The following is a 13318-nucleotide window of genomic DNA, read 5'->3' as shown; positions in this document are numbered from 1 at the left end:
CCCGGCAACAGTTATTGCGTACCCAGATGCCAGCACATCCTCCTGCCCCGACCATCGATGAAGTTCGTTCGGCGCATCCACGTGCCCGAAAAACCACGAAAGAGGCGAAGGGATCGGCAGCGCAACCAGCGCCACCGATCATATCGATCCGCATCCCGCTGCGGCTCGTCGGCACGATCCTGCTGGGCTTCGTCGCCATCAGCCTTGTCGCGTTGGCCTCCTGGTCGGTCGATGATCCAAGCCTGTCCTACGCCACGGACAAGAACCCGGCGAACTGGCTTGGCTTTCCGGGCGCAGTCATCGCCGATCTTTTCTTCCAGGTCCTTGGGCTCGCCAGTCTCGTGATGTTGCTGCCGCCGGCGCTGTGGGGCTGGGCGATGATTCGGCGCTATCAGGTCCCGCATATGGTCCTGCGCCTTGGGTCGTGGATCCTGGCGACGCTGCTCGCCGCGGGCGTCCTGGCGTTCGTGCCAATGCCGCAGACCTGGCCGCTGCCCACCGGGCTTGGCGGGCTCGTCGGCTCCGGGTTCTCGACATTGCTGGCGATGATTGCCGGGCCGGACTATCAAAGTATCACCTCCACCTTGTTTGCGATCATCGTTGCGGCGCCCGCATTGGCGCTCTTTTGGAAGGCACTCGCGCTGGGTCAGACGGTTCCGACCGCTCCGGGCGCGCTCGACAAGCATCGCGAAGCCGGAGCACAGGCGCTCGAAGAGAGCGACGAACCGGAAACCAATCCGATTCTCGACATCGCCATCGGCGCCGCCGTGCATATGGGCTATTCGGTGCGCACTGCGTTCCGGCGGGCCCGCGACCGCTATCGCTCCAGCGATCGCAAGGCGCCAGCCGACCATGAAATGGAACCCAGTCTCGAACCTGGCTTCGCGCATCAACAACCGGACCAGCTTGCCGCGGCGCCACGTCGTGTTGCCGCTGCGCCGGCCGCCGCTCCAGAGCCCGCGCCCTGGGACGAAGTCGACGACGATGCAGAGCCGATGACTGGCGCCCGCGAGCAAGCTTATCGCGAACAGGAAACCTATCGCGATATCGAGCCGGAAGACCTGTACCCGCCCGACCAGGATGACGAGGACTTCATCGATCATGCCGAACCGCCAATGGCGCCCCAGGCTGCGGCTTCCGCGTCTGCGCCAACCGGCCCGCGCCGCGGCGACTCTCGGTTCCTCTCGGCCCGCGTTGCGGCACCAGCGCCCCGCCCGGCTCCCGGTGCCCGTCAGGTTCGCGAGGCCCAGGGCTCGCTCGCTTTCAGCGACAATAACAGCGGCTTTGAACTGCCCGAACTTGATCTCTTGGCCGCGCCCCGTCACTCCGGCGTTTCCGACGAACACCGTCCTGAACGGCTCGAGGAGATGGCGCGCAAGCTCGAAGGCGTACTCGAGGATTTCGGCGTCAAGGGCGACATCATCAATGTCCGCCCCGGCCCGGTCGTCACCCTGTTCGAACTCGAGCCGGCACCTGGCATCAAGTCGAGCCGCGTGATTTCGCTGGCTGACGACATTGCCCGCTCGATGTCGGCGCACTCAGCGCGCGTTGCCGTCGTTCCAGGTCGCAACGCCATCGGTATCGAGTTGCCGAACAAGCAGCGCGAGACCGTTTATCTGCGCGAAATGCTCGGCTCGTCCGACTTCGAGAAGATGAAGGGCAAGCTGCCGATCTGCCTCGGCAAGACCATCGGTGGAGAACCGGTGATCGCCGACCTGGCACGCATGCCGCACTTGCTGATCGCCGGCACCACCGGCTCGGGCAAGTCGGTCGGCATCAACACCATGATCCTGTCGCTGCTCTATCAGATGACACCTGAACAGTGCCGCCTGATCATGATCGACCCGAAAATGCTCGAATTGTCGATCTATGACGGCATTCCGCACCTGTTGACGCCTGTCGTCACCGACCCATCGAAGGCGGTGGTGGCGCTAAAATGGGCGGTCCGGGAGATGGAAGACCGCTACCGCAAGATGTCGAAGATCGGTGTTCGCAACATCGATGGCTTCAACCAGCGCGTCAACGAGGCCAAGGAAAAGGGCGAAGTGCTCTCGCGCACCGTCCAGACCGGCTTCGACCGTGAAACCGGCGAGGCGATCTTTGAGTCCGAGGAATTCGATCTCGAACCGTTGCCCTATATCGTTGTCATCGTCGATGAAATGGCCGACCTGATGATGGTCGCCGGCAAGGAAATCGAAGGCGCCATCCAGCGCCTGGCGCAGATGGCCCGCGCCGCCGGCATTCACATGATTACCGCAACCCAGCGTCCGTCGGTCGACGTCATCACCGGCACCATCAAGGCGAACTTCCCGACCCGCATTTCCTTCATGGTCACCTCGAAGATCGACTCGCGTACCATTCTCGGCGAGCAGGGCGCCGAGCAGCTCTTGGGCAATGGCGACATGCTCTATATGGCAGGTGGCGGCCGCATCAAACGTCTCCACGGCCCGTTCGTGGCGGACGGCGAGGTGGAATCGATCGTTACGCACCTCAAGTCGCAGGGCGTGCCGGACTACCTCGAATCCGTAACGGAAGAGCCGGAAGACGCCGGCGGCAGCCTCAGCGACGGGCCCGCCAGCTCCGGTGACGAGTTGTATGACAAGGCGGTGAATATCGTTCTTAACGACAAGAAAGCCTCGACCTCCTATATCCAGCGGCGATTGGCGGTTGGCTACAACAAGGCCGCAACGCTGATCGAGCGGATGGAGCAGGAAGGCGTGATCTCACCGGCAAACCACGCCGGCAAGCGCGAAATCCTGGTGGGCGACAACGCCGACGGCTACTGATCGCCTTCGACGACAACCCAGCGAAACCCGAACGGCTCGATCTGATCGAGCCGTTTTTCGCTGGAGGTGAGGATCACCCGCCCTTTGCCCAGATCCGGACTGACCGGATTAGCCGAGAAATTGAACGCTACAAGCACCGTCTCGTCCTGGCTTTTCCGCTCCAGCACCAGCACCTGATCATCGACCTGCCTGCAGACCAATTCGCCTGATCGCAACGCGGTATGTCGACGACGCACGGACAGGACCTGCCGGTAAAACTCAAGCGTCGAGCTGGGGTCGCCTGTCTGTTCTGACACAGCGAAGCCCTCGTGCGCCTTCGGCATCGGCAGCCATGGCGTGCCGGATGAGAAGCCCGCATGCACCGCGCCCGCCTGCCACGGCATCGGGGTGCGGCAGCCATCGCGTCCTTTGTAGTCTGGCCAGAACGTCTTGCCCGCCGGATCCTGCAGATCCTCGAACGCGATGTCAGCCTCGCTCAGGCCAAGCTCCTCACCCTGGTAGAGACAAACAGAGCCGCGCAGGCTGAGCAGCACCGCCGCCGCCAGACGTGCGATTTGCGAAGGCTGCGTGCCCGGTTTCGTGAAGCGGCTGGCGTGCCGCATGCAGTCATGGTTCGAGAAAGCCCAGCACGGCCAACTCTGTGCCGACTGGCTGTGGTACCGCTCGAGGGTTTCCGCGACATGACGGGGCGTGAAGACATCCGAGAGGAAATCAAACCCGTAACACATGTGAATGCCGCCCTCAGGGCCCGAATACTGCGCCATCAGCTCCAGCGAGCGCTGCCTGTCGTCGCCGACTTCCGCAAGACTTGCGGTCGCACCGAATTCATCAAGCAGCGAGCGGATGCGCGACAGCATTGGCAACAGCTCGGGCTGGCTCTTGTCGTAAAGATGCACCTGGTAGGCGTATGGATTGGAGAGCGCATGTTCGGAAAGCTCGGGGTGCTCGGCCGGCGGATTGTCGCGCAACTGCCTGTCATGCATCGAAAAGTTCAATGCATCGAGACGAAACCCATCTACCCCGCGCTGCAGCCAGAACCGCATCTCATTGAGAATTGCGTCCTGCACCTGCGGGTGATGGATATTGAGATCGGGTTGGCTGACGAGGAAGTTGTGAAGGTAATACTGGCGACGTCGCGTGTCCCATTGCCACGCAGGCCCGCCGAATACGGATAGCCAGTTATTGGGCGCGGTGCCATCCGCCTTGCGATCGGCCCATACATACCAGTCGGCTTTGTCATTTTCGCGGGACGAGCGGCTTTCAACGAACCACTCATGCTGGTCCGAGGTGTGGCTGATCACATGGTCGATCAGAACTTTCAGGCCAAGCCGGTGCGCCTTGTCGACCAGATCATCGAAATCCTTGAGAGAACCGAAAAGCGGATCAACCGCACGATAATCGGCCACGTCATAGCCGAAATCCGCCATTGGCGATTTGAAAAAGGGTGTGATCCAGATGGCATCGACCCCGAGGTCTGCAACGTGCTGCAGACGCTGCGTGATCCCTTTGAGATCGCCGATCCCGTCACCATCGCTGTCAGCGAACGAGCGTGGATAGATCTCGTAAATCACCCCGCCGCGCCACCAATCGGCCTCGTTCATCGTGTGCTCCTAGCGTTCACGCAGCGATGAATGTGCAGTGAATGCAACCTCCGCGCTGTTGCCGCAATTGTTTTGCAGTTAGGCTGAGAATGGAACACCAAAACTGCAAGGTCTGCTAATGAACCGCCGTGATGCTTTGGTCCTGGCTTTTTCGGGATTGTTGGCCGTCGCCGCCATGCCGGCTATCGCACTTGATCGCGCGCTTACTCCTGAAGAGGAGCAACTGATCCGCGCCATAGGCGAACACAATACCCAGATCCGCAGCATGGCCGGACGCTTCCTGCAAATTGATTCGGGCGGGGGACGCACCGAAGGCACGTTCTTTCTGGAGCGGCCGGACAAAGTGCGTTTCCGGTACAATCCGCCGAGCCGCGAGGAGATCGTCTCGGTTGGCCGTGGGTTTTACGTCCTCAATCGGGCCGACAAAACGTATTACGCCTACCCTCAGGACTCAATTCCGCTGCGCCAGTTCCTCGGCGACCGGATCGACCTGTTCCAGGCGAATATCCTCGATGTCACGACCTCTGATGGATACATGACCATCACGATTGCCGACGAAACCGTTGCCGGCACCGTACAGGTATCGCTGACTTTCGGCACCGACAGTCTCGATCTCAAGCAGTGGAGTCTTGTTGAGCCTAACGGTTCGGAACTGACCTTCTCGCTCTATGACGTCGAAAAGAACGTCGATATTCCGCGCTCGTTCTTTTATATCGACGCCACTTACACGGCTATCGATCCGGCACAGCGCTGATCAAGCCTTGCTCTGGGTTTACCCAGGGCCCTGCCTCGGTAATAAGGGGCGCGTTTTCACCAACGCGTCCTTTTTCATGCCCGTATCCATCGCTACCTGGAATATCAACTCGGTTCGGCTGAGGCTGGACCTGGTGCGCGATTTTCTGTCCCAGTACGCTCCGGACGTGCTGATGCTTCAGGAAATCAAGTGCACCAATGACCAGTTTCCACGCCAGGCATTCATTGAAGCCGGATATCCGCATCAGGCGGTTCATGGCCAAAAGGGCTATCATGGCGTGGCAATCATCTCGCGCTTCCCTTTGACCGATATCTCGAGCCGGGTATTTTGCGAAATCGCCGATTCGCGCCACATCTCTGCGCAACTCGACCATGGCCAGGGCCCGCTGACCCTACATAATTTTTATATTCCGGCAGGCGGCGATGAGCCGGATCCCCTCATCAATCCCAAGTTCAAGCACAAGCTGGATTTCCTCGAGGAGCTCAAGACCTGGTTCACCGACCCGCTATTTGCACGCGGGCAGATCATTGCCGGTGATTTCAACATTGCGCCGCACGAAAGCGATGTGTGGAGCCACATGCAATTGCTCAAGGTGGTCAGCCATACCCCGGTCGAGATTGAGGCGCTCAATGCTCTTCTTGACGGTGGGCACGGCTGGACGGACCTCGTGCGCAAGCACATTCCACATCCGGAGCGACTCTATTCCTGGTGGAGCTATCGTAATCGCGACTGGGCTGCCTCCAACCGCGGCCGGCGGCTGGACCATATGTGGTCCACCGCCGATGTCGCTGCACAATCAACGCGTGCACAGGTGCTCAAGGAGGTACGGGGGTGGTCGGCCAAGCCGTCGGACCACGTACCGGTAGTGGTCCATTTCGACATACCCTGAACAGGCTCAGCGCTGTTCGTGCATGCGGCGCCGTGCTGGTTCCAGGGCTTCAACGAAGCTGCCAATATTGGCGCGCAGCACCTCTGCGGCACGTTCTGCCAGGTCTGGTGACTGCGTCAGAAGCTTTCGAAAAGCATCACGAGGGACGAACAAGGTGTCTGTCTCTATGACCGCGGTCACAGTAATGTGGCGAGGCCGCGCAAGAAATAACGCCATGGGCGCAAGGATGCTGCCGGCTTCGGAGATCGTATAGGGCTTGCCGGCTGCACCGCCATCCGGCTGCGCCTTGAGCGTACCGGAGATCAGCAGATAGGCCCCGCCGGGAATGCTGTCTGACTTGAACACGACTTCGTCAGCAGCAAATTGCCGCCGCTCGCTGGAGAATGCCAGCAAGCGGCGCTGCTCTGCGTCGCAGATATCAAAAAACTCGGCTCGCGAGAGTAGCGCGGCCGCTTCCTCGAGTCGCATCATGCCCCATTTGCGCTGCCTCAAGCGAACCTTCGCCCGAACCGGCCCTTGCGCCTATCATATAGGGCAAAAAGTTAACTTCACTCAACGCGTTCAGCCAGTAATGGCCTGATTGGCTTGGGACAAGTCACAGAGCGCTGTCGAACTCAGGGAACAAGGCGATAGCCGCCTTCCTCAGTCACCAGCAGACGCGCGTGAGACGGATCGCGCTCAATTTTCTGACGCAGCCGATAAATATGCGTTTCAAGCGTATGCGTCGTAACGCGATTATTATAGCCCCATACTTCCTTCAACAGCACGTCGCGGGTTATCGTTTTCGGGCCCTGCCGATAAAGGAATTTGAGGATCGACGTCTCCTTATCGGTCAGCCGAACCTTTGCACCATCTGTGGATTCAAGTGTCTTGGCCGCTGGCTGAAAGCTGTACGGTCCAATCGTGAACACGACATCTTCGCTCTGGTCATGTTGACGCAACGCGGCGCGTAGGCGAGCCAAGAGAACAGGAAACCGAAAAGGCTTACTGAGATAATCGTTTGCGCCCGATTCCAGACCCAGGATCTGATCTGCATCGCTGTCATGGCCGGTCAACATCAAGATCGGGCTGCGAAAACCCTCGCTGCGCAGGATCTTGACTGTTTCTCGCCCATCCATGTCCGGCAGGCCGACATCAAGGATCATCAGATCGAAATTCGACGCTCGGACCGCCTCAAGCGCTCCATTCGCGGTTTCTGCTTCCTCAATATCGAACTCGCGGTGAGCCTCAAGCTGCTCGACCAGATTCTGGCGCAGTTCACCGTCGTCATCGACCAGCAGAATGCGTCTTTTGTTCATGGTTTGCTCCGAACCGAAAGCTGTGATGACGCGCGCAGCGCAGCGGTACAGAAGTAAGGTACACCCGGCGTCTCGGTTATCTGCAGAAACGGTGACGGGTTCGTGAAAGTTGCACGAGCGATTTTCGCTATGGCTTTGGCCGTGTTCCAAAAAGCGCCGAACCAATACGGACATGGGTGGCCCCCATGCCGATAGCCGTCTCATAATCGCCGCTCATCCCCATCGAGAGCTGCGCGAGCCCTGCCTCGCGGGCCAGTTCCGCAAGATGTGCGAAATACGGCCCCGCTGGCTGATCTTCAGGGGGAATGCACATCAGCCCAACGACTTCGAGCTTGTATTCAGTCCGACAGCGCTCGACGAAGGAAATGGCCTCGTTGACCGGCACGCCTGCCTTCTGGTCTTCCCCGCCGATATTAACCTGTACGAAGCACCGGCGTTCGACCCCCGCGCGGTCCATTTCGCTGCGCAGCGCTTTGGCGATCTTGTCGCGATCTACCGACTGGATGACATCGAACAACTCCACCGCCTCGCGCGCTTTGTTTGATTGCAACGGGCCGATGAGATGCAATTCTATGCCGCCATAGCGTTCCCGTAATCCGGGCCATTTTGACTTGGCTTCCTGCACACGGTTCTCGCCAAACACCTTTTGGCCCTCTTCAAGAAACGGTTCGATCTCTTCGGCTGAAAATGTCTTCGACACCGCCACGAGGGTCACAGTGTCAGCGGGCGGCCCGAAGCGCTTGCGCGCGCGTTCGATCCTGTTTCTGATGATCTCGAGGCGTTCGGCGGCATTGGTGTTTGGCATGCATTCACCCCGTGACTGTTGACCGCTAGCTGGATTTCTGTAGATGGTCCGGTACCCAAATTCTCCCACACGCGCAAGGAATGGCAGCTTTCGGCGCTGCCACCTCAGCCGACAGTCGAGGACCGATCAGTGAGCGGCGAACGCTATAATCCGCGCGAAATGGAACCACGCTGGCAAAAGGTCTGGTCCGACCAGAAGACCTTTGAAGTCAGCGAAGACGATCCGCGTGAGCGCTATTACGTCCTCGAGATGTTCCCCTACCCATCGGGGCGCATTCATATGGGGCACGTGCGCAATTATGCGATGGGCGATGTGGTGGCCCGCTATCACCGCGCCCGCGGCAAGAACGTGCTGCACCCGATGGGCTGGGACGCCTTTGGACTTCCCGCAGAAAATGCGGCGATTGAGCGAGGGCTCAATCCCGGAGTATGGACGCGGCAGAATATCGAGGCAATGAAGGTCCAGCTCAAGTCGATGGGCCTCTCGCTCGACTGGAGCCGGGAATTCGCGACCTGCGAACCGGAATACTACCAACACCAGCAGGCGCTGTTCCTCGATATGCTCGAGGCAGGCCTTGTGACGCGCAAGCAGTCAAAGGTTAATTGGGACCCCGTCGACATGACGGTGCTCGCCAATGAACAGGTGATCGACGGGCGTGGCTGGCGCTCCGGCGCGATCGTCGAGCAGCGCGAACTGACACAGTGGTTCTTCAAGATCTCCGATTTCGCCGAGGATCTGCTCAACGGGCTCGACGGCCTCAATGAGTGGCCTGAGAAGGTGCGCGTGATGCAGCGCAACTGGATCGGAAAATCCGAGGGTCTCTCATTCTCATTTGCATTGAAAGGCGCTCCGGAGGGGTTCGCCGATCTGCCGGTGTACACCACCCGTCCCGACACGATGCGCGGTCCGAGCTTTGCTGCTGTTGCGGCCGATCACCCGCTGGCGAGAGCCTTGGCAGAAAACAGCGCGGAAGTCGCGGCTTTCATTGCCAAGTGCCACCAGGCCGGCACCTCGCAGGAGGCACTCGATACCGGAGAAAAGCTCGGGTTCGACACCGGCATCAAGGCGGTACACCCGGCCGACCCGAGTTGGGAGCTGCCTCTATACATCGCCAATTTTGTGCTGATGGATTACGGCACCGGCGCCATCATCGGCTGTCCGGCGCACGACCAGCGCGATCTGGATTTCGCGCGCAAGTACGACTTGCCGGTGATCGACGTGTTCAAGCCAATCGACAGCGACACGCCTGTAGACGATGTCGCCTTCGTGCCTCCAAAGACGCAAAAAGTTCGGTATGTGCAGTGGTTTGGCCCCGCGGATGCCGAGATGACCTGTGCCGAGGCCATGGCCGATACGCTGGCGCTGTTCGAAAAAGAAGGATGGGGCCGCGCCGAAACGCAGTATCGCCTGCGCGATTGGGGCATTTCGCGTCAGCGCTTTTGGGGTGCGCCGATCCCGATTATCCATTGTGATGCCTGCGGTACTGTCCCTGTTCCAAAAAGCGATCTGCCGGTGCGCCTGCCTGAGGACGCCACTTTCGACAAGCCGGGCAACGCGCTCGACCATCACCCCACTTGGAAGAACGTCACCTGCCCGAAATGCGGTGCGGCGGCGCGCCGTGAAACTGATACGATGGACACGTTCGTTGATTCATCGTGGTATTTCGCGCGGTTCACCTCGCCACACGCAGAAACTCCGACGGTGCCGGAGCAAGCCAATGCCTGGCTTCCGGTGGACCAGTATATCGGTGGTATCGAGCACGCGATCCTTCACCTGCTGTACTCACGCTTCTTTACGCGGGCGATGAAAGCCACCGGACATCTCAACCTCGATGAACCATTCAAAGGCATGTTCACCCAAGGGATGGTGACCCACGAAACCTATCGGGATTCCAAGGGCGCCTGGGTGTCTCCGGCTGATGTGGTGGTTGAGACCACTGGCGAGGAGCGCTCAGCACGCCACCTTGAGACCGACGCGCCGGTGACCATCGGCTCGATCGAGAAGATGAGCAAATCGAAGCGCAATGTGGTCGACCCTGACGAGATTGTTGCGACCTATGGCGCCGACACTGCGCGTTGGTTCATGCTGTCAGACTCGCCCCCCGAGCGCGACGTTCAATGGACGGCTGCAGGGGTGGAAGGTGCCAGTCGTTTTCAGCAGCGCATATGGCGTTTGGTAAGCGAGTCAATTGCCATTCTGGAACAAACCCGCTCGGTCTCGGCCGTTGACGATGATGAGGAAGCTCTAGCCGCGCGCAAAGCCATTCACCGCGCTGTGGCGGGGATCGCCGACGATATCGAGGGGCTCCGGTTCAATCGTGCAGTGGCGCAGATCTATGAAGCGAGCAATGTCTTCGTGCGCTATGTCGGATTGGTCAGTGCAGCCCCCGCTGCCCGCCGGTCAGCGCTGGAACAGGGTATTGGCTGGCTTGTTCAGCTCCTCGGCCCGATGATGCCACACCTCGCGGAAACATGCTGGGAGGCGATCGGTGGCGAGGGGCTGGTTGCCGATGCGGCCTGGCCGCAAGCGGACCCGGCCCTGCTGGTCGATGACAGTGTAACGTTGCCTGTGCAGGTCAACGGCAAACGTCGTGGGGAAATCGAGGTCGCCAAGGGCACGCCATCGAGCGAGATTGAACAGCTTGTCTTGTCCCTTGATCCGGTGGTCCGTATGCTCGATGGCAAAGCACCTCGCAAGGTCATCGTGGTACCGGATCGGATCGTCAATGTGGTCATTTAGCAGCTGGTTGGGCTTTTCGAGACGCGGCGGAAAGAATTTTGCTGCGTCACTCGTTTTCCTCGCACTGCTGGGACCGGGCCTTGCTGCGTGCACCATGTCGCCGATCTACGGCGCTGCGGAGCGCACGGACGTCCTAAACCTCCAGTTTGCTGAGCCAAACACCCGGCTGGAGCAGATTGTCTATCAACAACTGGCGCTGCGCATGGGAACCGACGCAGAGGGCGCGCCATTGGCGCGGGTCACGATTACCTCTGAGATCGCCGGAGCAACACTGTCTGATTCCGTGAACCCGAATGTCCCCTACCGTGTGACACTCGAAGGAACAATGACCATCGAGACGGGGGATGGCACGATTGCGAAGCAGATCACGCGGGTCGCCTCTGCTGACTTTACCGGTAACGATCAGGCATTGGCGTCTCAAGAGGGGCGAATTGATGCCGAAGAACGGGCAGCGCGTGAACTGGCTGAGGCCCTGCGGTTGGCCTTGCTGGCGGGCAGCGCCACAGGTCTATGACAGCCCTCAAGGCGCATGAAGTTTCGAAATACGTCCAACGTCCTGATCTTCAGGAAGGCGTATTTCTGGTTTACGGATCTGATGCGGGTTTGGTGCGCGAATATGCGCAAAAGCTGGTCCGCCGATTTTCTGAAGATGGCTCGGATGGCGATGGACCGATAACGCTCGATCCTTCTGACATCGACGCCGACCCTGGGCGAATACTCGTCGAGGCGCGCACGCCGTCACTATTTGGCGGGCACCGTGTCGTTCGCATTCGTAGCGCGACGAAATCGATCACCACGGCCCTCTCGGAGCTATGCCAGGACCCGTCTGGCGCGGTTGTTGTTGTCGAAGCCGGAAACCTGCCGCCGCGTGATGCGCTGCGCGCTCTTGTTGAAGGCGCGCGTCAGGGTCGAGCGTTGCCATGTTTTCCGGATACCGCCGAAACGCTCGCAACCCTTATACGAGAAACACTGACCGCTGAGGGCATTGCCTTCGAGCCGGAGGTCATTCCGACACTTCGGGATTCACTCGGCAATGACCGCGAGGTAACACGGCGTGAACTCGAAAAACTTGTCCTCTATGCAGGTGAAAGCCGGTCGCTCACGGAAGCAGATGTCCTGCTTCTGAGTGGCGACAACGCCATGCTGGCAATAGACGCTCTCCTCGACGCTACGGGGACCGGCCACTCGGAGCAGGTGGAGCGCGGGATAAACCGCGCCCTGTCTGCTGCGACAGATCCACAGCGCCTTTTGATTCAGGCTATGAGTCATTTTTCTACGCTTCGGCGGTGGCGCGCAGCGTACGAAACCGGCCGCCCTGCGCGCGAAATACTGCAGTCAGCGCGCCCGCGGCCACACTTCTCACGCACATCTTCGCTTGAACAGCAGATCCGTCTTTGGGACGAACCAAGTCTCTCTAGTGCCTGCAACAGGCTCCTGAAAGCCACAGAGGACAGCCGGCGGAAGCCACTGCTGGCAGAAACCCTTGTGCGACGTACGCTATTGTCGCTGTGCATGACAGCCGCGACAAACTAACGAAGCACCGTTTCACGTGAAACTCAGTGCGACTGGCCGCTCAGACGAGCACACAGACTATCCAGTTGCTCAAGAGTCTTATAACGGATTTCAAGTTTACCGCCTGCGCTGCCGTGCGTGACCTTGACCGTCAGGCCGAGGATATCAGCGAGCTGCCGTTCTAGGGCACGCGTATCGGCGTCTTTCTCAGCAGGCGCCCGACGCGGCGATGCGCTTGTCGACGTCCGTTGTTGACTAAGTGCCTCCGCTTCGCGAACCGAAAGGCCTTGGTCGACAATCCGCTGCGCGAGCGATTCAGGGTCATCAGCAGTGATCAATGTTCTGGCATGGCCGGCAGTAAGCTGCCCTTGTGATACCATGTCCTGAACATGCTCGGGCAGCCTCAGCAGGCGCATGGTATTGGCAACATGCGAACGGCTTTTGCCGATGACCTGAGCAAGGTCTTGCTGCGTGTAAGAAAATTGCTCGATCAACTGTCCGTAGCCGAGTGCCTCTTCAAGCGGATTAAGATCGGCGCGCTGCACGTTCTCGATAATCGCAAGCTCAAGTGCTTCGCGATCATCTACTTCACGGATGATCACCGGCACCTCATGCAGCCCCGCCTTCTGCGCGGCCCGCCAACGACGTTCACCAGCGATAATCTCGAAGGTATCCGGATCGGAAGTCGGTCGCACGAGGAGCGGCGACATGATGCCCTTCTCGCGTATTGAGCTCGTCAGTTCCGCAAGTTGGTCTTCATCGAACGATCGGCGCGGGTTAGCGCGGTTGGCGGTGACAAAATCAATCGGCAGTCGCCTGACGCCTCCGCCACTTTCAGCGACCCGCGGGCCCTCGATTGTGCCCATGTCGCCAATGAGAGCTGCAAGCCCACGCCCGAGACGAGAAGATCTGTCTGTCATTGTCTGTCCTTACA

Annotated in this window: 11 protein-coding genes; 6 read left to right on the top strand and 5 right to left on the bottom strand. The window is 59.7% G+C overall.

Going from position 1 to position 13318, the window contains the following annotated elements:
* The first annotated feature begins 26 nt into the window (after positions 1 to 26).
* On the top strand, positions 27 to 2786 hold the full coding sequence (locus IE127_RS09425) for a DNA translocase FtsK (protein ID WP_189425428.1): 2760 nt from the start codon (positions 27 to 29) through the stop codon (positions 2784 to 2786).
* On the opposite strand, the gene IE127_RS09420 is transcribed toward IE127_RS09425, so the two are convergent.
* Positions 2780 to 4387, bottom strand: a complete 1608-nt coding sequence (locus tag IE127_RS09420; protein WP_189425427.1) for an alpha-glucosidase family protein — start codon at positions 4385 to 4387, stop codon at positions 2780 to 2782. The genes IE127_RS09425 and IE127_RS09420 overlap by 7 nt on opposite strands.
* A 118-nt stretch (positions 4388 to 4505) precedes the next feature.
* On the opposite strand from IE127_RS09420, the gene IE127_RS09415 reads away from it, so the two are divergent.
* Entirely contained in the window at positions 4506 to 5141 is a 636-nt protein-coding gene (locus IE127_RS09415) for a LolA family protein (protein WP_189425426.1), read from the top strand.
* 76 nt (positions 5142 to 5217) lie between these two features.
* Complete coding sequence (locus IE127_RS09410) at positions 5218 to 6030, top strand: exodeoxyribonuclease III (protein ID WP_189425425.1); 813 nt, start codon at positions 5218 to 5220, stop codon at positions 6028 to 6030.
* Positions 6031 to 6036: 6 nt separating this feature from the next.
* Here IE127_RS09410 and IE127_RS09405 read toward each other — a convergent pair whose 3' ends face one another.
* From IE127_RS09405 to IE127_RS09395, 3 genes are all read right to left on the bottom strand, one after another.
* Positions 6037 to 6501, bottom strand: coding sequence for a Crp/Fnr family transcriptional regulator (locus tag IE127_RS09405; RefSeq protein ID WP_194599195.1), 465 nt, complete (start codon positions 6499 to 6501; stop codon positions 6037 to 6039).
* A 143-nt stretch (positions 6502 to 6644) separates the two neighbouring features.
* Complete coding sequence (locus tag IE127_RS09400) at positions 6645 to 7328, bottom strand: response regulator transcription factor (protein WP_189425423.1); 684 nt, start codon at positions 7326 to 7328, stop codon at positions 6645 to 6647.
* A 127-nt stretch (positions 7329 to 7455) separates the two neighbouring features.
* The gene (locus tag IE127_RS09395; protein WP_189425422.1) at positions 7456 to 8133 is read right to left on the bottom strand and encodes a YggS family pyridoxal phosphate-dependent enzyme; all 678 of its coding nucleotides are present in this window, start codon (positions 8131 to 8133) and stop codon (positions 7456 to 7458) included.
* Between the two features lie 129 nt (positions 8134 to 8262).
* Between IE127_RS09395 and leuS the strand changes: the two genes are divergently transcribed.
* From leuS to holA, 3 genes are read left to right on the top strand one after another with little or no spacing between them, the layout of a single operon-like run.
* On the top strand, positions 8263 to 10872 hold the full coding sequence (gene leuS / locus IE127_RS09390; protein WP_189425421.1) for a leucine--tRNA ligase: 2610 nt from the start codon (positions 8263 to 8265) through the stop codon (positions 10870 to 10872).
* Entirely contained in the window at positions 10859 to 11386 is a 528-nt protein-coding gene (gene lptE, locus IE127_RS09385) for an LPS assembly lipoprotein LptE (protein WP_189425420.1), read from the top strand. Before leuS ends, lptE begins: the two co-directional genes overlap by 14 nt.
* Complete coding sequence (gene holA / locus IE127_RS09380) at positions 11383 to 12405, top strand: DNA polymerase III subunit delta (protein ID WP_189425419.1); 1023 nt, start codon at positions 11383 to 11385, stop codon at positions 12403 to 12405. The genes lptE and holA overlap by 4 nt, the downstream gene beginning before the upstream one ends.
* Before the next feature lie 23 nt (positions 12406 to 12428).
* Here the strand turns inward: holA and IE127_RS09375 are convergent, their stop codons facing one another.
* Positions 12429 to 13304 carry a ParB/RepB/Spo0J family partition protein gene (locus IE127_RS09375; protein ID WP_189425418.1) on the bottom strand — a complete coding sequence of 292 codons (876 nt, stop codon included), beginning with the start codon at positions 13302 to 13304 and terminating at the stop codon, positions 12429 to 12431.
* Positions 13305 to 13318 lie beyond the last annotated feature (14 nt).

This window comes from Devosia pacifica, assembly GCF_014652635.1.
In the GTDB taxonomy this organism is placed as follows: Bacteria; Pseudomonadota; Alphaproteobacteria; order Rhizobiales; family Devosiaceae; genus Devosia; species Devosia pacifica.
The sequence above is the reverse complement of the archived record's forward strand: the minus strand, read 5'-3'. Positions and strand labels throughout refer to the sequence as shown.